The sequence below is a fragment of the Flavobacterium sp. RSP15 genome (assembly GCF_003968755.1).
Lineage (GTDB): Bacteria > Bacteroidota > Bacteroidia > Flavobacteriales > Flavobacteriaceae > Flavobacterium.
The window spans coordinates 428342-451281 of record NZ_RYDL01000001.1 but is presented as its reverse complement, the minus strand read 5'-3'; the positions used below and the strand labels follow the sequence as shown (position 1 = coordinate 451281).

The window sequence follows — 22940 nt, the reverse complement described above, 5'->3', positions numbered from 1 at the left end:
TTTGTAGTTTTTTTGTACTTTCGTAATTAATAAAAAAATAATACTACTAATTTACATATTTTAAAGATACCCAATTGTTTCTTTCAAATTTTTTAACATAAGTTAGTCCTTTTTCGGTACAAGAGGCATCTATAAATGGTATATCTTCCTGATAGAAACCACTTAAAAGTAACGTTCCATTAGGGTTTAAACAGTCTATGTAACTCTGCATATCGTTCAACAAAATATTCCTATTGATGTTAGCTATAATCAAATCGTATTTTTTACCTTCTAATAAAGCGGCTTCCCCTTCATAAACAGTAATGTGTTTGCAGTTATTACGTGCTGCATTTTCTATAGAATTCAAGTAACACCAATTGTCAATATCAATAGCATCAATTGGTTGCGCTCCTTTCTTTTCGGCAAGAATTGCTAATATTGCTGTTCCACATCCCATATCGAGCGTTTTCATCGCAGTTACATCTATTTCTAATAAATGCTGAATCATCATGTGAGTGGTCTCATGGTGCCCTGTTCCAAAACTCATTTTTGGTTCAATTATAATATCAAATTCGGCATCTGTTTTTGGATGGAATGGTGCTCGTACATGACAGTTTCCGTCGACATCAATGGCTTCAAAATTCTTTTCCCATTCCTCATTCCAGTTGACTTGTTCGATTTCTTCAAATGTATAATCAATCGTAAATTCTTCGGATTGTAAAATATGGATATCCGCTAAGATGGTTTCATTCCATAAATCCTTTTGCACAAAAGCTGAAATCCCGGTTTCAGTTTCTGTAAAACTCTCAAAAGCTCTTTCTCCCAATTCCGCGATTAAGATTTCAGACCCCAATTCTTTAGGTTCAATAGTAAAATGGTACGCTATATAAATATTTGACATGCTTGTTTTTTTTGCAAAGGTAACAATCGCATATTAAAGAGTATTTGTAAATCAAATTTTATTTTACATTTGTACCCAAAACACAGTAGTACACCATGAAAAAAATAATTTTATTTTGGATCTTTGTAAGTTGCATTTCCAGCAATGCGCAGGTTAATATCAAGCAAAGCAAACAAGATAATGACTTAAGATTATCGGCGCTTCCGTACTATAGTTTTGGTAAAGGAATTGGAATCACTTCTCCGGATAGTTTATACCAATTGAATATTCGGTTCCGAATGCAAAATAGGGTGACTTATATTGAAAATGAAGATGAAAAAAGGGGATATGACGGACAAATCCGAAGATTACGTTTGCGATTTGACGGATATGTGGGAAATCCAAAATTTTTATATGCAGTTCAATTGTCATTTGCTCCGGGCGATGTTGGTGAAATTAGAGAAGGTGAGAACATAAATATTATCAGAGATGCAGTTGTTTTTTACAGACCTAATAGACACTGGAATATCAGTTTTGGACAAACAAAATTACCAGGAAATCGCCAACGTGTGAATTCTTCAGGCGGATTACAGTTAACGGACCGGTCGATTAACAATGCCAGATTTACAATTGACAGGGATTTTGGTTTTCAAGTTCACAATATGAATGAATTTCGGGATAAATTTTCCTATAATTTCAAAACAGCTATTTCAACAGGAGAAGGTCGAAATATCACGGGGAATACAGATGAAGGTGTTGCCTTAACAGGGAAGGTAGAGTTGTTACCGTTTGGAGCATTTTCAAGAGACGGAACCTATTTTGAAGGGGATATTGTAAGAGAAAAAAAGCCGAAATTAATGCTTTCGGGTGCTTTTCAGCAAAATAATCATGCCAAAAGAACCCAAGGTCAATTAGGAAATGATTTATTTGAAGCTCGCACTATGAAATCAGTGATGCTTGATGTTTTGATTAAATACAACGGGTGGGCCGCTATGTCAAGTTATATGTCCAGAATTACTCCAAGAAATGCAGTTACAATAAATCCGGATGATATTTCACAATCTAATTTTGCTTACGTTGGTAACGGATTTGATCATCAATTGAGTTATAATTTGTTATCAAATTATGAGATTATCGGACGGTATTCTACTCAAAAAGTGGGCGAGGACATTAAGCTTTTAGCACCAAACACAAAACAGTATACCATTGGTTTGACGAAATATATTTGGGAACACACTTTTAAATTGCAAACGGAATTGACTTTTGATACCCTACATTATTTTGACGGTAATACAAAGAACAACTGGTACCTGCGTTTTCAGGTTGAAATAGGAATATAAAAAAAGCGGTAAAATGAATCACCGCTTTTTTATGACGTTTAAAATTGAAATTTAGAGAGCCTTTACAATTGCTACAAAATCATCAGCTTTTAGTGCGGCACCCCCAATGAGGCCTCCGTCTACATCTGGTTTTGAGAAAATTTCTTTAGCATTATCCGGTTTCACGCTTCCTCCATATAGGATAGATACGTTTTCAGCAATATCGCTTCCAAAAGCTTTACGAACGGTTTCTCTTATAAATTCATGCATTTCCTGTGCTTGCTCCGGAGAAGCTGTTTCTCCTGTTCCTATTGCCCAAACTGGCTCATAGGCTAAAACGATACTGTCCCAGTCTTTAGCCTCAATATGAAATAAACCATCTCGTAATTGGTTTTCAACTACATTAAAATGATTTTTTGATTGGCGGTCTTTTAATTCTTCACCAAAACAAAAAATAACTCTTATGTCATGTTCCAAAGCCGTATTTACTTTATTCGCAATTAAAGCATCTGTTTCCTGAAAAATGGCTCTGCGTTCGGAGTGTCCTAAAATGACAATGTCTACACCTACACTTTTTAACATATCTGCCGAAATTTCACCCGTGAAAGCACCGCTTTCTGCTTGATGAACGTTTTGTGCAGCAACATCTATATTGGTAAATTCTAAATGATCTACAGCAGAAGCCAGGTTTACAAATGTTGGCGCTACAATTATTTGCACATCAGTATCTGTAGGGATTTTTGCTATTAATTCATTTAATAAATCTTCTGTTTGCTCTGCATTTTTATGCATTTTCCAGTTTCCTGCAACAATCTTCTTTCTCATTTTGTCGTGTTATATTTAGTTTTTGGTTTCGTTTTTTTGAAGTTTTTAAAATGATAAGAACTGCATCTCAAATGGTGTTTGAATGCTTTATTTTAAATTTTCTAAAGTCTCGTTAATCGTGTCAAAATCAGTTTCAATAGCGCGGTATAAAGCAATTTTTCCGGTTTTGTCCACAATGATATATCTTGGAATCCAATCTAGGTCAATGGCTTTTGCAAATACACCTCCCATTTGGTCATTTGCCATGAAATGATCGCCTTTCAATTCGTGTTTTTCAATTCCAACTTTCCATTTATCTGCAGTTTTGTCCATTGAAATAAATAAATAAGAAACATCAGGATTGTTCGCTTGTAATTCTTTGATTTTTGGCATTGCTTTGACACAATCCCCACACCAAGAGGCCCAAACTTCAATTACTATAGTTTTGCCTTTGTGTTTTTTTAAAATATCCTGAAAAGCAACTTGACTTCCGTCAGTGGCTAGTAGGGTTTCAGACAAAGCAGTTTTAGAAAATTCAGTTTTTCCCTCTTTTGCACAAGAAAAGGCTACAATAGACATTAGAAGTAGTAGTATATATTTCATTATATGGTTGTTTTTTAAACAAAGTTAAACAAACTATTGGATTGAGTTGTGCAGAATACCATATTTTGAAAGCAGAATTCAAAAATGCTTAAAGAATATCGTTATAGTTGATGAGATTTAGACAACATCAAACCTGTTGTTACTTTGGAAATCTATTTCTTGTCAAAATACAGTGATTATCCCAGTCTTATTTTGGGATCTAAATATGCATATACAAAATCCATTGAATATAACTTCCTTCAACGAAATTATGCACTTTTTATAGGCTTCCGGGCATATTAAACTGCGTTTATTTTTGTAATACAAATCCAAAGAGCCTGGCAAATAGGATTGCACTGAAAAAAGAAGGAATGCTCATCCCTAAAGTACTGATTAAAGCAATTAGGCGATGGATCCAGGTATCTTTGTATAAGGCAGAAATAATACCAAAAACAATAGCGATACCTATGGCAAATATGGCTAATACGGCTGTGCTTGGCAATGTATGTCCAATAATTTGAGAAACTTTTTTTCCGCTTTTTTGAAAACTTTCTCTTAAATAAGGGTTTTTCAAAACCAATTCATTTGTACCAATTCCAAAAAGGGGTACCGCATTGTATTTTCCCTCGCTCAGAAAAGTATAATCGGATTGGGTATCACTGTGCAAAGAAATAGGCAACAGGTCATTCAGATAATACAAGTATTGAGTAGCAATAGGTTTATCATAACCATATTTCTTTTTTACAATGGCCAGTTGTTCTGAATTTTCATTTTGATCCAGCATCATGCGTGCAGGATCCCCGGGAAAACAGTAAACAAAAATAATATCACTGTAAACACTCCAAAAAGAGTAAGCAGTGCAGATCCAAATTTACCAAGAAAATATTTTAACATAAATGCTTTTCATAGGAAAAAATAATTAGCGGTTAAAGTTCTGGAATACCGTAAATCTGAACCGTCCTATTCTTATAATCTTAAGTCTTTGACGTCGTTATGATGAAGTTTTTGTATGATTGTTCCTTTCTCGAGCAATACAATACTTGGATTGGCTCTTTCAATTGTTTTTAATGTGATTGCATCACAAAAATAAAAGTCAAATATCAATCCATATTGTTTTTTTGCTGCAGCGATCTCTTCCGGTAAGGAAGATGTCATTCCAATTACCTTGTATCCTTTTGTTTTTGCATCTAAATACAGTTTTTCCATTTTGCCCATTCCCGCTTTATCGGCATTCACTAAATCATAGGCTACAATCAACATCAATTTTGGTTCTCGCAAGAACTGATCTTTAAAATCTGATCCGTCTTTTTCCATCGTGAAGTCATGAATAGGAGGAACATATCCTTCTGTGATGACTTTGTCTTTTCGGTCTACAAATACGGCGCCTTCAGGAATCGACATTAGGTCTTTTTCGGTAAATTCTTTGTCTACACCATTCACTTTGTATATAAACACCATTTCTACCACTGATTTATCAGCGCCGTCAGGGATTTGCATTCCTTGTTGAATATTATTTCCTACCTTGAATGGTCTAAAATCTATTAATGGCAAATGGTTTAAAACGATAACGCCCATAAAGGCTGATAAAACGATACTGGCATAAATAATTATGTTTTGAACTGTAGTTCTAAATAAGGGTTGGATTAATTTTTTGTTAAAGAACAATACCAGAATAAAGAACAACAACACAATATCCTTTGTAAACGATTGCCATGGTGTTAGTTTTAGCGCATCGCCAAAACAGCCACAATCTTTTACTACATTGAAATAAGCGGAATAAAAAGTTAGGAAGGTAAACATTACAATCAAAACCAATAAACTCCAAACCGTGACTTTAGTCTTGTATCCAATGAGTAACATAATCCCCAAAACCACTTCAAGAATTACTAAAAACAGGGCGATTCCTAGTGCAAACGGAACAAAAAAGGGCATATTGAATACAGGTTCACTGAAATACTCCGCCAATTTATAAGAAAAACCAACAGGGTCATTCAGTTTGATTAATCCGGAGATAATGAATAGGATTCCAACGAAAATTCTAGAAAATTGAGTAATTATATTTTTCATATGAAGATAATATTTATGTTTTAATGGAATATGGTATCGCCATTCTTGATTACAGTTTGTGATTTTAAAACCTTGGCAATTTCATGTTTAGTTATTGCTTTTTATTATTTGTTTCCAAAACCCATTAGAATCAAGGCAAAAATCGAATAATTTATCATGTCCTGATAATTAGCATCGATTCCTTCAGAAACTAATGTTCTTCCTTTGTTGTCTTCAATTTGTTTGACACGAAGTAGTTTTTGCAAAATTAAATCTGTTAGTGAACTTACACGCATTTCGCGCCAAGCTTCCCCGTAATCATGATTTTTGTCTTCCATTAATTCCTTGGTTAGTTTGATTTTGGCATCGTATAATTTGGTTGCCTTTTCCACACTTAAATCAGGCTGATCTGCAACGCCTAATTCCAATTGAATCAACGCCATGAGAGCATAATTGATGATCCCAATGAATTCACCCGTTTCATCTTCATCAATTTTGCGGATTTCATTTTCTTGTAAACTTCGGATTCTTTGGGCCTTAATATAGATTTGATCCGTTAATGAAGGCAGTCTCAAAATGCGCCAAGCACATCCGTAATCTCTCATTTTGTTGATATACAGTGCCCGACAAGTCGCAATCACAGCATCATATTCCTTTGAAGTATTCTTCATTATTGGTGTATATTTGTATTCAAATTTTTTCAAAAATAAGAATAATTTTTTTGAATGTAGAATGAAGGGTAAATAATGTTGAAAGTAGTAGTTTTAAAACTAAAAAAGAATGACAATTAATTGTAAAGGAATACTCATTGATCTATCAACTCCCAAAGTAATGGGAATTTTGAATGTGACACCCAACTCTTTTTTTGATGGAGGAAAGTATAAGAATGAAACCGAAATCCTTTCTCATACTGAAAAAATGCTGCTTTATGGTGCAACTTTTATAGATGTAGGTACTTATTCCAGCAAACCAAATGCAGAATTCGTTTCGGAACAAGATGAAATTTCCAGAATTGTTCCTGTTATTGATTTGATTCTAAAGCAGTTTCCAGATACAATAATCTCTATTGATACCTTTCGAAGCGAAGTAGCAAAAGCATCGATTGAAAGTGGTGCGGCTATCATCAATGATATTGCAGCCGGAAATCTGGACGACAAAATGCTGGAGATAATTGCAAAATACAATGTTCCGTATATTATGATGCACATGCGAGGCAATCCGCAAACGATGCAAACACTTACGGGTTACGATGATATTGTAAAAGAAATGGTGTTCTATTTTTCTGAAAAAGTAGCTATGGCCAGAAGTTTTGGAATCAATGATTTGATTATCGATCCGGGCTTTGGCTTTGCCAAAACAATAGCACAAAATTATGAAGTTTTTCAAAAAATGGACTTGTTTAACATCTTGAAATTACCACTTCTTGTAGGAGTCTCCAGAAAATCCATGATTTATAAAACCCTAGATACTTCAATCGAAAATGCATTAAATGGAACTACAGTTTTAAATACTTTGGCATTGACCAAAGGCGCAAAAATACTTCGTGTTCACGATGTAAAAGAAGCTGTGGAATGCGTTACATTATTCAATAAAATCAATTTATAACGATGAAATATTTTATGTTGATTGTTCTTTTTACTCTTTTTTCCTGTGGAAATAAAGAAGCGGTTTTATTGCCAAAATCAAATATTTCAATTGTCAAAGTGGTAGAGGATCTTTCGCCAATCTATTTTTTTTTTAGAACAAAAGACTTGGATACGCTGGCTGAAGTAAACCGTAAAAACAGTATTATTTAGACCAATTGGATTCTCAATGTAGACAAACGTTTACCGTTACGACTTGCAATTCCGGATATCATGAGGTTGCAACAAAAGAAGCGCTAAGAAAAAGCACACAAGAATGAAAAGACCGAAAATTATTATTCTTACGCAGATACAATTGGTAAAAATCTGGCTTTTATACCTTTTACTACTGTGTATTATAAAACATAAAGCCTTCAAATGGAGGCTTTATGTTTTATTTTAAAAAGGGATCTGATTTAGTTTTAATTAATACCAGTAAAATAAAAAGAAGTGAATTTTTAAATTACCTGTATAGTTTTAATTTTGCTATTAATCCCAAAATAGTATTAGTTTTTGATAAAAACATCAGTTTTGAAGAGTATTTATAAATTAAGATTTTGACGAGAGAATTAGATACTTTTAACCCGTTGGGTGCAATTAATTTTTGATGATAATTTTCGTCAGTTCGAGTGATTTTCGACAGAAAATTATATCGAGAACTAGAAAATTAGTATTAAAAACTGTTCTCGATACATTTTTTGTTCCGTTTTACTACACAAAAAATACTCGAACTGACGTTTTGAATAATTGCACCCAACGGGTTACTTTTAATAAAGAAGTTCCGGAAAAATATATCTATTAAATAGTTCAATAATTAATCTTGTAATCTCTACTGATGATGATATGGTTCGTTTTTCAAGATTGTGAATCCACGATACAATTGTTCGATAAAGAATAATCGAACCATCTGATGCGAAAAAGTCATTAAAGACAACGATATTTTTCCTTGTGCTTTAGCATAAACCGTATCCGAAAAACCATAAGGACCACCAATTACAAAAACTAAAGTCTTTACCCCGGAATTCATTTTCTTTTGTAATTCTTCTGAGAAGCCAACGCTAGAAAAATTTTTCCCGTTTTCATCCAACAAAATAAGTTGATCTGTAGGCGTAATTTTTGCCAAAATCAATTCGCCTTCCTTTTCTTTTTGTTGACTTTCCGATAAGTTTTTTACGTTCTTGATATCAGGAATAATATCTAAATCGAATTTAATGTAAAAAGACAAACGCTTGTTGTAATCGTCGATCAAGGATTCTAGCGCTTTGTTATCAGTTTTACCGATAGCAATCAATTTGATGTTCATTTTTGTTAGATTTCAGAGATGCAAAGATAGAAAAATTAGCAGTTTTACATTACATTCTCTTTAATGGAAATTAATAATCTGATTTTTAAATTTATAAAATTACGAAAGCTAAGATGCTATTTATTTTACCTCAATGCGATCAATTAGTAATTGAAAGGACTCTTCTATCTTATTGCCTATCAGGAAAGCAATTTCCTCTAATTTTGATCCGTCATAATTAGACTGATCTAATTTTCGTCCTCTGAAAGCTGGATACAACTGGGTGAATGGAATTTCAATTGTTTGCCAATCTGTGGTAGTCTGAAAAGGGAATACGTACGAATGGGAATCTGTACGATTTATCTTCACTCTAAATTGGTATTGTTTGCCGTCTCCTTTAATGTGGATGCAAATATGTTTAGCAGGTTTTAGATACATTGGTTCAAAAACATATTTCACAGCACAAAATCCGCCATTGTTTTCTAATGAAACAGTACCTTCAAAAGTTCCTTTTCCATTTGAGTTCCGATAGCATGTACTTTCTGACATTCCTCCCATTACAGCATCATTTACAATTTTCCAATTGCTTAGATCGCTATTTAAATTAAAATCAAAAATTAGTACAGGTGTCATTGTTGGTTGGTATTGTAACATATTTACGCTGAACAAATTACTATCACGCGGTAGGATTCAAAAACTAAAACGGGCCTAAACACTTGAGGATTTGCGCCCATTTTTTATTTTTGAGGAGGATTCAAATTCCTATTTAGGCAACGGAGCACCCACAGCAATATCACAGCGGTGATTGGTTTGTCCGTGTGGCGGATTCATTCCTTCAGCCGTTGGAGTTCCCTGGTCTTGCGTTGTTGCAGTTGAGACAGTATTGGCCTGAACAGGCGCGTTTTGTTGTGGCGTAGCAGAAGCATTTGTAGCAGCCGGGGAGTTCAAAGGAGCACCAACGGCTATATCACATCGGTGACCAGGTTGACCATGAGCTGGATTCGCGCCAGTGGCAACAGCAGTAGGATCCTTATTTTGTTGTTGCTGAGTGGCAGTTTGCGATTGGTTCTGCATTTGTCTGCCAACCTCAGTAAAAGGAACGATATTTGTTGGGGTAGTATTTTGTGTGTCTACTTCCTTTTTACAAGAAATAAAAAGTAGTGACGATACAAAAAGCACGCTAAAATAAGATTTCATAAAATAGTGATTTAGTTACTAAATTCAAATATAGGATTTTAAATAGTACTGCCCTAAACAAACAATTGATTTATGGGTTTAAATAGCTAGGGAGCCTAAAATCAATTTGCAAAGCTGTAATTGCGTATGGGAACTGTGTTGTTTTCTACAATTGAATCTTTAATACGTCTAGTTTTTTTCTTGGTAAAATGGATTCATTTGTCTCTTTATCCAAAGAAGCCAACCCGCAAATTTTCAAATCCATAAAATATATGCTACCTTAGCATTCCATAAATTTTCTATAAAATGATTAGCGAAGCACAATTCAATAACGAGTTACAAATACTAATACAAAACGCCATTCGGGAGGATGTGGGCCCTGGAGATTATAGCTCTTTGGCGAGTATTCCTGCATCGGCCACAGGAAAGGCAAAATTATTGGTAAAAGAGGACGGTATTATTGCAGGCGTGGCTTTTGCCAAAATGATTTTTGATTACATAGACTCTAACTTACAAATAGAGACTTTCATTGAGGATGGAACTTCAGTAAAAAAGGGAGATGTTGTTTTTCATGTTTCGGGAAGTTCACAATCTATTTTAAAATCAGAACGTGTAGTTTTGAATTCAATGCAAAGAATGTCAGCTATAGCAACTAAAACCAAAGAATACGTTCGTTTAGTAGCAGGGCTAAATACAAAAATTCTCGATACCCGCAAAACAACACCGGGATTCAGGGCCTGTGAGAAATGGGCGGTCAAAATTGGCGGCGGCGAAAACCACCGGTATGCTTTGTACGATATGATAATGCTCAAGGACAATCATATTGATTTTGCGGGCGGAATTACCTTGGCCATTGCCAAAACCAAAGCCTACCTCAAGGAAAATAATCTGGATCTTAAAATCATTGTCGAAGCCAGAAACTTAGCTGAAATAAAAGAAATTCTCGAAAGTGAAGGAATATATCGGATTTTGATTGATAATTTTAATTATGAAGATACGATAAAAGCAGTAGCTTTGATTGGGGATAAATGCCGGACTGAATCTTCCGGAAATATAAATGAAAATACCATTCGCAAGTATGCAGAATGTGGAGTAGATTATATTTCGTCAGGTGCCTTAACGCATTCCGTTTACAACATGGATTTGAGTTTAAAAGCAATATGAGTAAAGAGATAGAGGTTAAGCTCGAAAAAATCCCGATAATTCGGAATCTGGTTCATGTGTTAAAAAAGATCAAGCTTCCTTGGCTAGAAGGCTTGTCATTATACGATTTGTTAGAACTATACGGACTTGGGATTGTGGAGAGTGCGTTGACCTATCACGCCAGTGCAATTGCATTTAGTTTTTTTATGGCCTTATTTCCTTTTGCGCTGTTCATCTTAAATCTTATTCCTTATATACCTATTGAAGGTTTTCAGAATGATTTTCTTCAATTTGTAAAGGATGGAGTTCCGCCCAATACCTATGATGCTATTTATAAAATCATCAATGATATTCTTAATAACAGCCACTCAGGATTAGTTTCCTATGGGTTTTTACTCTCCATTTTATTAATGGCAAACGGGTTAAATGGAATTCTTGGAGGTTTTGAATCTTCCAGACACGTCCTGATCAAGCGAGGGTTTATCCGTCAGTATTTAGTCGCACTAGGAATGTCATTATTGCTGTCTTTCCTTTTAATTGTAACGGTTGCAATAATTGTTGTTTTTGAGGTATTTATACAGAAAACAGTATTTAGCGATCAGCTGCAACTAATTGTTTTAGGACGATATGCATTCGTGATTTTGATGATTTTAACTACTACATCTATACTTTTTAAGTTTGGAACTAAATATTATAAAAACAGAGCTTTTATCTCTATTGGCTCTATATTTACAACAATATTGATTCTGCTGGATTCATACGGTTTTGGAATTTGGGTCACAAAATTTTCACAATACAATGAATTATATGGCTCAATAGGAACATTATTGGTCTTGATGTTTTATATTTGGATCAACTGCATGATATTACTGTTGGGTTTTGAATTGAATGCCACAGTAAATAAACTGAAAGCAAAAAAAGTATAATTTTCAAATCAAAACAGTATCAAAATTAAGAGTTATTTCCTGCTATTCGTTTCTTGCCGTGGCAAGATTTTCAAGGCTATAAGGGCTCTAAAAAGAAAAAAAATGAAAAATACAATTACAATTCTGGCATTATTTATTTCGATGGCCTTTTATGGACAAACGCATAGCGTTATCGGAAAATGGAAAACCATTGACGACAAAACTGGCAAAGCCAAATCAATAGTCGAAATCTACGAACGTTCCGGTAAAATTTACGGAAAAATCGTTGACATATTAGACTCCGAAAAGAAAAAAAGTGTATGTACAGCATGTTCCGGTGATGAAAAAAATAAGCCTATTATGGGGCTTGTGATTATCAAAGGCCTTACTAAAGATGGTAAAGAATACAATTCAGGAAAAATTTTGGATCCAACTACGGGGAAGCTCTACAAATGTTTTCTGGTTTTGAATGGTAGTGATAAACTGGACGTTCGAGGATATATTGGCGTGGCCTTATTTGGAAGAACACAAACTTGGAACAGAGTAAAATAAGTGTAAAATTAGCAGTTATGGGTTCAAAGTAAAAATTCAACACATCACTCAAATTGATAACTCATAATTGATTATAAATGTATTTTGCAGAAGTAATTTTACCTCTTTCCTTAGCTAAAACATTCACGTATAGCGTTTCCGAAACAGAGTTTCTGTACATCAAAAAAGGAATGCGGGTAGCTGTTCCTTTTGGGAAAAGTAAAATTTTTACGGCTTTAGTTATTGAAACTCATCAAAACAAACCAGAGTTGTATGATGCGAAGGAAATCCATCAAATTCTGGATGAAAAGCCCATCGTAACTGAAATCCAGATTGCACATTGGCAGTGGATCGCTTCCTATTATATGTGTGCCATTGGAGATGTGTATCGTGGTGCCATGCCAAGTGCTCTTTTGCTGGAAAGCGAAACCCTGATTTCTCAAAAAACGAATTTATTTGTAGATACCAATCTCCTTTCCGATGATGAGTTCCTGGTTTACGAAGCTTTGCAACAGCAGAATTCGCTAAAAATTCAAGATATTATTGCTATTTTAAACAAGAAAAATATCTTTCCTGTTATTCAAAAACTAGTTGATAAGAACATCTTGGTGCTTCAGGAAGAAATACAGGAAAGCTACAAACCTAAATTAGTTCGCTACGTGCGGCTGCACCCCAAATACGAATCCAATCAAGGCTTAAGCGAATTACTTGAGACGCTGAAAAATGCCAACAAACAAAAGGAAGTTGTAATGCACTATTTTCAATTGAGCGCAACGCAAAAGTCCCAAGGCGAGGCCGAAAAGAACGGAGCTAAACCCATTACCGTAAAAAAATTAGTGGAGCAAGCTAATTCTTCTTCGGCAATTGTTAAAGCTTTAATCGAGAAAGAAATATTCGAAGATTATTTTTTGCAGGAAGACAGAGTACATTTCAACGGAAAAATTCGTGATGAAGAATTACAGTTGAGTCAGGCGCAACAAGCTGCTTTCGAAGAAATTAAAGATCGTTTTATTCTAAAAGAAGTCTGTTTATTACACGGAGTAACATCCAGTGGAAAAACGGAAATTTACATCAAACTCATTGAAGAATATTTGGCAACGGGAAAACAAATCCTGTATTTACTACCTGAAATTGCCTTGACGACTCAATTAGTAGGCCGATTAAGAAGTTATTTTGGAAATAAAGTAGCGGTGTTTCATTCGAAATACAGCAATAATGAACGGATTGAAGTGTGGAATCAAGTTTTGCAAAATTCTGAGAAAGCACAAGTGGTAATTGGAGCAAGGTCAGCGTTGTTTTTGCCTTTTCATAATTTAGGGTTCATAATTGTAGATGAAGAACACGAGCAAACCTTCAAGCAGGCAGATCCGGCTCCGCGATATCACGCCCGGGATGCGGCTATAGTTTTAGCACATTCACACAAGGCAAAAGTGCTTTTGGGTTCTGCTACGCCAAGTATAGAAACGTATTTTAATGCCAAATCAGATAAATTTGGCCTGGTCGAAATTTCGGAACGTTTCGGGAATGTCAGGATGCCCAATATTGAATTGGTGGATTTGAAAGACAAATACTTTCGAAAAAAAATGACAGGACATTTTAGTGACGTTTTAATTGAAGAAATTACAAACGCGTTGTCTTTAGGAGAACAAGTGATTTTGTTTCAAAACCGTAGAGGATATTCTCCTGTAATTGAATGTATTACTTGCGGTCATGTACCTCAATGCCAACAGTGCGACGTAAGTTTGACCTATCACAAGCATAAAAACCAGTTGCGTTGTCATTATTGTGGATACACCATGGCTAAACCTACTCATTGTCACGAATGTTTTAGTGTTGATTTGACTACAAAAGGCTTTGGAACCGAACAAATTGAACAAGAATTACTGTCTATTTTTCCAAATTCAAAAATAGGGAGAATGGATCAGGATACGACCCGAGGAAAATTTGGTTTCGAAAAAATCATTGATAGTTTTAAGAACAGAGAAATGGACATATTAGTAGGGACCCAAATGCTGGCCAAAGGGTTGGATTTTGACAACGTGAGTTTAGTAGGAATAATGAATGCGGATAATATGTTATATCATCCTGATTTTAGGGCTTTTGAGAGAAGTTTTCAGATGATGACTCAAGTTGCCGGTAGAGCAGGACGTTCTCAAAAACAAGGGAAAGTGATCATACAAACCTACAATCCCAATCACAATACAATACAACAAGTGACTAAGAACGATTATTTTGGAATGTATAACGAACAATTGTATGACCGACAAATTTATAAATATCCACCGTATTTCAGGCTTATAAAACTAACGCTAAAACAACGTGATTTTGATAAGTTAAAGGAAGGTGCTATGTGGCTGTATCAAGTGATAAGTCAAAACTTAAATATGCCAGTATTGGGTCCGGAAGAACCGGCTATCAGCAGGATTAGAAACGAATACATTCGTATGATTATTATCAAAATACCTCAAAATGTGTCTATTGGGAACACGAAGAGAACGATTCAGAAAATGCTAAATAGTTTTGAGGCTGTTGCTCAGTTCAGAGCTATAAAAGTAACTTCAAATGTAGATTTTTATTGATTAATGGGAATTAAGAAAAGGAAAGGGCTCGTACTAGATCTTCTTTTTTGTGTCGGCTCAAAGGAATTTTTGTCATCCCAATTTCGGCATATTTGCTATTGAAGCGTTCTACCTTATCGATATTAATAATATAAGATTTATGAACTCTGACAAATTTATCTTTGGACAGATCATTTTCAAAAGATTTCATTGTAGAGAGTACCAGATTACTATCCTCTTCGGTAACGACTCTGACATAATCTCCAAAGGCTTCAATCCATTTTATTTTTGAAGTAAAAATTTTCAATTTTTTCAAATTACTTTTTATAAAAATATGCTCGCCTTCATCTTCTTTATTCTCTTTTTTGAGTAAGTGAAAATCAATGGCTCTTTTGACAGAGGCGTTAAATCGATCAATTGTAATTGGTTTTTGAAGGTAGTCTGTTGCGTCATAATCAAACGCTTTCATGGCGTATTCTGCCTTGGAAGTAATGAAAATAATTTGAGGTTGTACTTTTAAGCCATCTAGAAAATCAAAACCACTGATCACTGGCATTTCTATGTCTAGAAATATTAAGTCTACATTGTGAACAGACATACAGCTTTTTGCTTCTATGGCGTTAGAAAAATCTGCTATTAGGTGTAAATTTTGATGAATATTAACTAACTTTGTAATAATCATCCTCTGGATAGAACTATCATCAACTATAACACAGTTTAGTTTCATAAAATTTCAGTATTAGATTTTGTTAAGTAAATCTACTACTTTTTTATTTACAAAAAAAAATAATTTTATCGATTTTTTTAAATGTAGAGCAAAAAAACGAAATAAGATTTGTGAAACAAAAAATATTGATTACTTTTGCACCCAAATAACAAATAAATTTATATTTATGAATCATTATGAAACTGTTTTCATTTTAAATCCCGTTTTATCTGAAGTCCAGGTAAAGGAAACAGTAAGCAAATTTGAAGATTTTCTTACTAGTAGAGGAGCAGAAATGGTGTCGAAAGAAGACTGGGGCCTAAAAAAAATGGCGTACGAAATTCAAAACAAAAAAAGTGGTTTTTACCATTTATTCGAATTCAAGGTAGCTGGAGAAGTGCTTATTGCTTTTGAAACTGAATTTAGACGTGACGAAAGAGTAATGCGTTTCTTGACTGTAAGTCTTGATAAACATGCTATTTCGTGGGCTGAAAGAAGAAGAACTAAATTAAAATCTACAAAAGCTTAATTATTATGGCAACATTACAACAATCAGCTTCAGGAAAAAAAGACGGTGATATCAGATATCTTACGCCTTTAAATATAGAAACAAACAAAACTAAAAAGTATTGTCGTTTCAAAAAATCAGGCATCAAATATATTGATTATAAAGATGCTGATTTCTTATTGAAATTTGTTAATGAGCAAGGAAAAATACTTCCTCGTCGTTTAACAGGAACTTCATTGAAGTACCAAAGAAAAGTGTCTGTTGCTGTAAAAAGAGCACGTCACTTAGCATTAATGCCATATGTGGCTGATTTACTAAAATAATAAAAAATTAACAGTTGTTGGTTTTCTGAAATACGAAACCTAACTTCTATATAAAAGGACAACAACATGGAACTTATTTTAAGACAAGACGTTCAAAATTTAGGATTTAAAGATGATATCGTTTCTGTAAAAAACGGATACGGACGTAATTTTCTAATTCCACAAGGACACGCTCATTTAGCAACATCTTCTGCAAAGAAAGTATTAGCTGAAAACCTAAAACAAAGAGCTCATAAAGAAGCTAAAGTAGTTGCAGATGCGCAAGCCTTAGCAGAAGCTTTGAAAGCGATCGAAATTAAGATCTTCGCAAAAGCAGGAGGTGAAAAACTATTTGGTTCAATCACAAATATTGATATCGCTGCAGCTTTAGTTAAAGGTGGTCAAGTAATTGACAGAAAATTCATCACAAGCGGAATCGTAAAACGTACAGGGAAATATGCTGCTACCGTGCGATTACACAGAGATGTAATTATAGAATTGCCTTATGAAATTATTGCTGAAAAAGCATAAATTTGTTAACATTTTGTTAATACATTATTAAAATCACTCTTAGGAGTGATTTTTTTTTGTTTAATTTTGCGCCACAAATAACAAATTTAAACAAATGAAAAGAATCATTACTTTATTATTAATTTTATGCAGTTTCAGTGCTGCCATTGGGCAAACTACAACTTCTAGTATCAAAGGGATTGTGCGAGGTTCTGACAATGAGACGCTTCCCGGAGCGACGGTTCAGGCAATTCATATTCCTACAGGTTCTAAGTATTCCGCTTTATCCAATGCGGATGGAAGAATCAGTATGTTGAATATGAGAATTGGTGGTCCTTACAAAATTGTCGTATCCTTTGTAGGATATAGAAGTGAAGAATACAATGATGTTTACCTTGATTTAGGTAAAGTATTCAGTTTAGATGTTGTCTTGAAAGATGAAAGTCAGAATTTAGACGAAGTAAAAGTAGTTGGTTCTAAAAATAGAGTTTTTCAAAGTGGAAGAACTGGTGCAGAAACCACTATCGGTAGAAGAGAATTATCAGCATTGCCATCTATTTCAAGATCAGCTGATGATTTTACCCGTTTAGAACCAACAGCAAGTGGAGGTTCTTTTGGAGGTAGAAACGATCAATACAATAGTTACTCGCTTAATGGTGCTATTTTTAACAATCCTTTTGGTTTAGATGCAGCAACTCCGGGTGGACAAACCGGCTCTCAGCCTATTTCATTGGATGCAATCGAACAAATTCAGGTTGCCACCGCTCCTTATGATGTTACATTATCAGGTTTTACTGGAGCTTCTGTAAATGCAGTCACTAAATCAGGATCAAATGAATTCCATGGTACTGCCTATAGTTTTTATAGAAATCAGGATATGACAGGTAGTAAAATTAAAGGAGAAAAAATATTTGTGCCCGCATTAGAGCAAACACAAACCGGTTTTAGTCTTGGTGGCCCAATTGTTAAAAACAAATTGTTTTTCTTTACCAATTTTGAAATTGATAAAAGAAGCGATTCAGGATCAAATTTTGTTGCTAATGATGGAAATGGAACTACTGGAGTGAATGAATCCAGAGTATTAGAAACTGATTTAATGCATGTATCTACTGAGTTAGGAAAGCTAGGTTATAATACAGGTGCTTATCAAGGATTTACACATAATTCTAATTCAAGTAAAGGAATTGTAAAGTTGGATTGGAATATTAATGACAACCATAAACTAGCTGTTATTTATAATTTTTTAGATGCTTCAAAAGATAAGCCTGCACATCCTACTGCTATTATTCGTAGAGGAATTGATGCAAATACGTTACAATTTGAAAATTCAGGGTACCAAATTAACAACCAAATTAGCTCTTTTTTAGTAGAATTAAATTCTAAATTTAGTGAGACGGTTTCTAATAAATTACAAGCGGGTTATACTCATTTTAATGATTTTAGAAATCCTTTTTCTACTCCTGCGCCGGTAATTACTATCACTAAAGATGGTTCTCCTTACATTATAGCAGGTCATGAGCCTTTCTCTATCAATAATAAATTAGATCAAAAAGTAATTCAAATTACTGATAATTTAAATATTGTCAGAGGAAATCATACCTATACAGTAGGCTTCTCATTCGAAAAGTTCATTTTTAAAAATTCATTTAACTTAAAAGGTTATGGTTTTGATGTTTTTGGAAGTACAAATATGGCTGGTTTTGATGCGAATATTGCAAATGGTTATTACAGCACTGCAATAAAAAACGCACAAACAACTTTTGACACAAAAAATGCATTGAAAGACGGTGTTGATGGGGGTTGGAATTTAGCTGAAACGACAGTAGGACAATTAGCTTTTTACGTTCAGGATGAATGGAATATCAGTGATAATTTTAAATTAATTTATGGATTAAGAGCTGATAAACCATTGTATTTCAATACATCTGAATTAGCTCAAAAATTTATTGATACAGATAATTCAGAAGGATATTTGCCAAATATTGATTATTACAACCCAGCTGATGGAAGTGTAAAGAATTTTGATTCAACTAAATTACCTAATAATAATTTACTTTGGTCACCAAGAGTTGGCTTCAATTGGGATATTAATGGAGATAAAAAACAACAGTTGCGCGGAGGTACTGGAATTTTCACCGGTAAACTACCTTTTGTTTGGATTGGAAATCAAGTAGGCGGTATAGATCCATTTTTCTATCAAGTAGTAGATGAAGATTTTAAATTTCCACAGGTTTGGAGAACGAGTTTAGGATTTGATCACAAATTCGAAAATAATTATATTGTAACCATAGACATGTCTTATAATAAAGATTTAAATGGGGTTCATATACAAAATTGGGGGTTAAAAAGACCAACAAGTCAATTGACAGGTGTTGATAATAGAGCAATATACGGTAGTTCGGATTATGGTACTTGGACAGATTATGGTTTTCCGGCGAGAACTAATGGATATGTATTGACGAATACCAATAAAGGAAGTGCATTCAACTCTTCTATCAAAGTACAAAAGACTTTTGACAATGGATTGTTCGCAAGTTTAGCTTACAACTATTTGAAGTCACAGGATGTTAATTCTATTGAAGCAGAAATTACGGGTGATGCTTTTAGATTTAATCCAGCATTAGGAAATGTGAATGATGCAGTTTTATCTGATTCTAAGTATGGCGATACGCACCGTTTTATAGGCGTAGCTTCAAAAAAATGGAAGTATGGTACTAATGACAAATGGGCTACTACTGTATCGACTTTCTTTGAATACGCACAAGGAGGCCGTTTTAATTATACGTATGGAGGCGATATAAATAATGATGGATCTGATTTAAATGATTTAATTTATATACCAACTTCAGCCGAAATAAGTACTATGCTATTTACAGGAGGAGTTAGTCAAGGTGCCGCATTTGATGCCTTTATCAAGCAGGATAACTATTTGAGTGATAGAAGAGGTCAGTACGCAGCGCGTTATGGTGCGTTGTCTCCATGGAGAGGAAAATGGGATTTTAAAATAATGCAAGATTATAATTTTAAAATTTCTTCAGCTTCTAATAAAACGAATACCATCCAATTTAGTATTGATGTACTGAACTTGGGTAATTTGATTAATTCGGATTGGGGATTGGTTCAAGTACCAACAAGTGTACAGCCAATTGGAGTATCTGTTGATCAAACTACAAAAATACCAACCTATACTTTTAACGGTACTCAAACCAAAACCTTCAACTATGATGCAAGTTTATTATCAAGATGGCAGGCACAGTTTGGAATTAGATATATTTTCTAAAAAAAGATAAAAATATAGATTAAATTTGCCCTCTCGTTTGAGAGGGCTTTTTTTGTTTTATAAATTCAAAAAATAGCTAAAAAACAAAAGTTAAATATTAAAACGCAATAATGAAATACTCAAGATTAACAAAAGAACAATTTGAGGAATTGAATCAGGAATTCAGTACTTTTTTAGCAACGCAGACTATCGATAAAGCCGAGTGGGATAAAATAAAAGCAGAAAAACCGGAAGTTGCCGAACAAGAATTAGATGTGTTTTCTGATTTGGTTTGGGAAGGAGTACTTTCAAAAGCAACCTACTTAGAACATTTTTCTAAAAATCATATTTTCCTTTTTCATTGTTTTGATACTCATGTGCAATCAATTGTCTTGAAATCTTTAGTTCCAGAAACTGATTTCTTGACCAAACAAGGATTGCAATGGCTTAGCGATAATATGTTTACGGATACTATTGAAATGAAAGTGGGTAAAAAAGAGTTTACAGAAGAACGAAATTCTTCAATTTTTGAATTAATACAGCAAGGTTCGTTTTTGAGTGATGGTCTATTGTATCAACAAATAAATACTATTATAGCATCGTAATTGTATTGCTATTTGTTTTTAATTGGTTATTTTAGTACACTTTTTCAAAACTAAAATAGCCAATTTATTTTCTATGGATATTCAGAATACAATTCAAAAATTAAGGGAGGAATTAAATCAGCACAACTATAATTATTATGTGTTAGATAATGCAATAATTTCTGATTATGATTTTGATTTGAAATTAAAAAAACTACAAGAGTTGGAAGGTCAATGTCCGGAATACTTCGATGAAAATTCTTCTACGCAACGAGTAGGAGGAACGATAACGAAAAATTTTCAAACCGTACCACACCAACACCGCATGTATTCTTTGGATAATTCCTATTCCAAAGAAGAATTAATCGATTGGGAAAAACGTGTTCAAAAGGTTTTAGGAGATGTTCCATTAGAATACACCTGCGAGTTAAAATACGATGGAGCTTCTATCAGTATTACGTATGAAAACGGAAAATTAAAACGTGCTGTTACGCGTGGCGATGGTTTTCAAGGGGACGATGTGACTAATAATATTAAAACCATAAAATCAATTCCGCTCAAGCTTAAAGGAAATTTCCCTGCGACATTTGACGTTCGCGGTGAAATAATTTTGCCTTTTGCCGGTTTCGAAAAAATGAATCAGGAACTAATAGAAATTGGAGAAACTCCCTATTCAAATCCTCGAAATACGGCTTCAGGAAGTCTAAAATTGCAAGATAGTGCTGAAGTGGCAAAACGACCTTTGGATTGTTTGTTGTATTTTTTAATTGGCAATAATTTGCCTTTTAAATCGCAATTTGAAGGATTAGAAACGGCAAGAAATTGGGGTTTTAAAGCACCCAAAGAAGCAAAATTGGCTCATAATCTAGAAGAAGTTTTTGAATTCATTAATCATTGGGACACACACAGACATACTCTTCCTTATGAAACGGATGGCGTAGTAGTTAAAATAAATTCTTTTCATTATCAAGAGGAACTGGGTTTTACTGCTAAATCGCCTCGTTGGGCCATCGCTTATAAATTCAAATCAGAACAAGTTTCAACAAAATTAAATTCTATTTCGTATCAGGTAGGACGCACTGGTTCTATAACTCCCGTGGCTAACCTTGAACCCGTTCAATTAGCTGGAACCATTGTAAAAAGGGCTTCTTTACACAATGCAGATCAAATAGAAAAGCTAGATATTCGTGAAGGAGATACTGTTTTTGTAGAAAAAGGAGGAGAGATTATTCCCAAAATTATAGCAGTCGATTTAACAAAACGATCCGATGTCTCGGAGCCTACAAAATACATTAGCCATTGCCCGGAATGCAATACAAAATTAGTGAGAATTGAAGGTGAAGCCAATCATTATTGTCCAAATTTTTATGGTTGCCCACCGCAGATCATTGGAAGAATTCAGCATTTTATTTCTAGAAAAGCCATGGATATTGAAGGTCTTGGCGGAGAAACGATAGCTTTACTTTTTAATAATGGATTAGTGCATAATTATGCCGATTTATATGAATTGACGGTAGATCAGATTTTACCATTGGAGCGAATGGCACAAAAATCGGCTGAAAATTTAGTGAATGGTGTCGCTAATTCGAAAAATATTCCTTTCGAACGCGTTTTGTTCGCACTTGGAATTCGCTTTGTAGGAGAAACAGTAGCGAAGAAATTGGCTAAACATTATAAAAACATTGATACCTTGGGTCAGGCGACTTTGATGGATTTGATTTTAGTGGATGAAATTGGAGACCGAATTGCACAAAGCGTAATTGATTTTTTCGAAAATCAAGAAAATAGAATTATAATTGAAAGATTAAAAGAACATGGCGTACAATTTGAAATTTTCGAAAAAATAAATCCAAATGCCACGGATAAACTTTCAGGAAAGACTTTTGTAGTTTCAGGAGTTTTTGAGAAATTTTCCAGAGACGATTTGAAAAAAGCAATTGAAGATAATGGAGGCAAAATAGGGAATTCTATTTCAGCAAAAACGGATTATGTTGTAGCTGGAGACAATATGGGGCCTGCTAAATTAGATAAAGCCAATAAACTAAATGTCCCAATAATTTCAGAAGATGATTTCATCAATTTAATTCATAGTTCTACTGCAGAGACTGATTAAAAATATATTTTTTTGCATGAATATTAATTGTCTGTTTTTTGATGTATTGTTTGAAATTCTTGTAAAGGTGTTTTTACACAGTAATGTTCTATGTTATTAAACAATTGGTCTTATTTATAGCACGCTAATCT

22 protein-coding genes and 1 pseudogene are annotated in these 22940 nt (G+C 34.0%); 13 read left to right on the top strand and 10 right to left on the bottom strand.

What is annotated here, in order from left to right:
• Positions 1-46: 46 nt before the first annotated feature.
• Positions 47-880 (bottom strand): 50S ribosomal protein L11 methyltransferase, encoded by an 834-nt coding sequence (gene prmA, locus EKM00_RS02020; RefSeq protein WP_126515051.1) that lies wholly within the window; start codon positions 878-880, stop codon positions 47-49.
• A gap of 95 nt (positions 881-975) precedes the next feature.
• Here prmA and EKM00_RS02015 point away from each other — a divergent pair, with 95 nt between their 5' ends.
• Entirely contained in the window at positions 976-2199 is a 1224-nt protein-coding gene (locus EKM00_RS02015; protein ID WP_126452482.1) for a porin, read from the top strand.
• 51 nt (positions 2200-2250) lie between these two features.
• Here EKM00_RS02015 and tpiA read toward each other — a convergent pair whose 3' ends face one another.
• The 5 genes and pseudogenes from tpiA to EKM00_RS01990 all read right to left on the bottom strand — a co-directional run bounded on the left by tpiA (position 2251) and on the right by EKM00_RS01990 (position 6281).
• A complete protein-coding gene (gene tpiA / locus EKM00_RS02010; protein ID WP_126452480.1) occupies positions 2251-3003 on the bottom strand; it encodes a triose-phosphate isomerase in 753 nt (250 codons plus the stop codon).
• Positions 3004-3090: 87 nt separating this feature from the next.
• Positions 3091-3585: a TlpA family protein disulfide reductase gene (locus tag EKM00_RS02005; RefSeq protein WP_126452478.1), complete on the bottom strand. Its 495-nt coding sequence runs from the start codon at positions 3583-3585 to the stop codon at positions 3091-3093.
• 292 nt (positions 3586-3877) lie between these two features.
• A pseudogene (locus tag EKM00_RS02000) lies at positions 3878-4458 on the bottom strand (ABC transporter permease); the annotation flags it as partial.
• A gap of 72 nt (positions 4459-4530) precedes the next feature.
• Positions 4531-5631 (bottom strand): BT_3928 family protein, encoded by a 1101-nt coding sequence (locus EKM00_RS01995; RefSeq protein ID WP_126515050.1) that lies wholly within the window; start codon positions 5629-5631, stop codon positions 4531-4533.
• A 104-nt stretch (positions 5632-5735) separates the two neighbouring features.
• The gene (locus EKM00_RS01990) at positions 5736-6281 is read right to left on the bottom strand and encodes a DUF1599 domain-containing protein (protein ID WP_126452474.1); all 546 of its coding nucleotides are present in this window, start codon (positions 6279-6281) and stop codon (positions 5736-5738) included.
• A gap of 109 nt (positions 6282-6390) precedes the next feature.
• Here EKM00_RS01990 and folP point away from each other — a divergent pair, with 109 nt between their 5' ends.
• Entirely contained in the window at positions 6391-7215 is an 825-nt protein-coding gene (gene folP, locus EKM00_RS01985; RefSeq protein ID WP_126515049.1) for a dihydropteroate synthase, read from the top strand.
• Positions 7216-7217: 2 nt separating this feature from the next.
• Positions 7218-7406: a hypothetical protein gene (locus EKM00_RS14770; protein ID WP_199734579.1), complete on the top strand. Its 189-nt coding sequence runs from the start codon at positions 7218-7220 to the stop codon at positions 7404-7406.
• 655 nt (positions 7407-8061) lie between these two features.
• On the opposite strand, the gene rlmH is transcribed toward EKM00_RS14770, so the two are convergent.
• From rlmH to EKM00_RS01965, 3 genes are all read right to left on the bottom strand, one after another.
• Positions 8062-8535, bottom strand: coding sequence for a 23S rRNA (pseudouridine(1915)-N(3))-methyltransferase RlmH (rlmH, locus tag EKM00_RS01975; RefSeq protein WP_126515048.1), 474 nt, complete (start codon positions 8533-8535; stop codon positions 8062-8064).
• Positions 8536-8655: 120 nt separating this feature from the next.
• A complete protein-coding gene (locus tag EKM00_RS01970; RefSeq protein WP_126515047.1) occupies positions 8656-9147 on the bottom strand; it encodes a CIA30 family protein in 492 nt (163 codons plus the stop codon).
• Between the two features lie 129 nt (positions 9148-9276).
• Positions 9277-9711, bottom strand: coding sequence for a hypothetical protein (locus EKM00_RS01965; protein WP_126515046.1), 435 nt, complete (start codon positions 9709-9711; stop codon positions 9277-9279).
• A gap of 285 nt (positions 9712-9996) precedes the next feature.
• Here EKM00_RS01965 and nadC point away from each other — a divergent pair, with 285 nt between their 5' ends.
• The 4 genes from nadC (at position 9997) to priA (ending at position 14848) form a co-directional block, all read left to right on the top strand.
• Positions 9997-10854 (top strand): carboxylating nicotinate-nucleotide diphosphorylase, encoded by an 858-nt coding sequence (gene nadC, locus EKM00_RS01960; RefSeq protein ID WP_126515045.1) that lies wholly within the window; start codon positions 9997-9999, stop codon positions 10852-10854.
• On the top strand, positions 10851-11759 hold the full coding sequence (locus EKM00_RS01955; RefSeq protein ID WP_126452464.1) for a YihY/virulence factor BrkB family protein: 909 nt from the start codon (positions 10851-10853) through the stop codon (positions 11757-11759). The genes nadC and EKM00_RS01955 overlap by 4 nt, the downstream gene beginning before the upstream one ends.
• 102 nt (positions 11760-11861) lie before the next feature.
• The gene (locus EKM00_RS01950; RefSeq protein WP_126515044.1) at positions 11862-12290 is read left to right on the top strand and encodes a DUF2147 domain-containing protein; all 429 of its coding nucleotides are present in this window, start codon (positions 11862-11864) and stop codon (positions 12288-12290) included.
• A gap of 77 nt (positions 12291-12367) precedes the next feature.
• Positions 12368-14848, top strand: coding sequence for a replication restart helicase PriA (gene priA, locus EKM00_RS01945; RefSeq protein WP_126515043.1), 2481 nt, complete (start codon positions 12368-12370; stop codon positions 14846-14848).
• A gap of 10 nt (positions 14849-14858) precedes the next feature.
• Here the strand turns inward: priA and EKM00_RS01940 are convergent, their stop codons facing one another.
• Complete coding sequence (locus EKM00_RS01940) at positions 14859-15554, bottom strand: LytR/AlgR family response regulator transcription factor (protein ID WP_126515042.1); 696 nt, start codon at positions 15552-15554, stop codon at positions 14859-14861.
• A 166-nt stretch (positions 15555-15720) separates the two neighbouring features.
• Between EKM00_RS01940 and rpsF the strand changes: the two genes are divergently transcribed.
• From rpsF to ligA, 6 genes are all read left to right on the top strand, one after another.
• Positions 15721-16062 (top strand): 30S ribosomal protein S6, encoded by a 342-nt coding sequence (rpsF, locus tag EKM00_RS01935; protein WP_035671622.1) that lies wholly within the window; start codon positions 15721-15723, stop codon positions 16060-16062.
• A 5-nt stretch (positions 16063-16067) separates the two neighbouring features.
• Positions 16068-16364 carry a 30S ribosomal protein S18 gene (gene rpsR / locus EKM00_RS01930; RefSeq protein WP_007138295.1) on the top strand — a complete coding sequence of 99 codons (297 nt, stop codon included), beginning with the start codon at positions 16068-16070 and terminating at the stop codon, positions 16362-16364.
• Positions 16365-16430: 66 nt separating this feature from the next.
• Positions 16431-16874, top strand: a complete 444-nt coding sequence (gene rplI / locus EKM00_RS01925) for a 50S ribosomal protein L9 (protein WP_126452456.1) — start codon at positions 16431-16433, stop codon at positions 16872-16874.
• A gap of 94 nt (positions 16875-16968) precedes the next feature.
• Entirely contained in the window at positions 16969-20133 is a 3165-nt protein-coding gene (locus tag EKM00_RS01920) for a TonB-dependent receptor (RefSeq protein ID WP_126515041.1), read from the top strand.
• 110 nt (positions 20134-20243) lie between these two features.
• On the top strand, positions 20244-20717 hold the full coding sequence (locus EKM00_RS01915; protein ID WP_126452452.1) for a DUF6495 family protein: 474 nt from the start codon (positions 20244-20246) through the stop codon (positions 20715-20717).
• 73 nt (positions 20718-20790) lie between these two features.
• Positions 20791-22809 (top strand): NAD-dependent DNA ligase LigA, encoded by a 2019-nt coding sequence (gene ligA, locus EKM00_RS01910; protein ID WP_126515040.1) that lies wholly within the window; start codon positions 20791-20793, stop codon positions 22807-22809.
• The last annotated feature ends 131 nt before the right edge of the window (positions 22810-22940 follow it).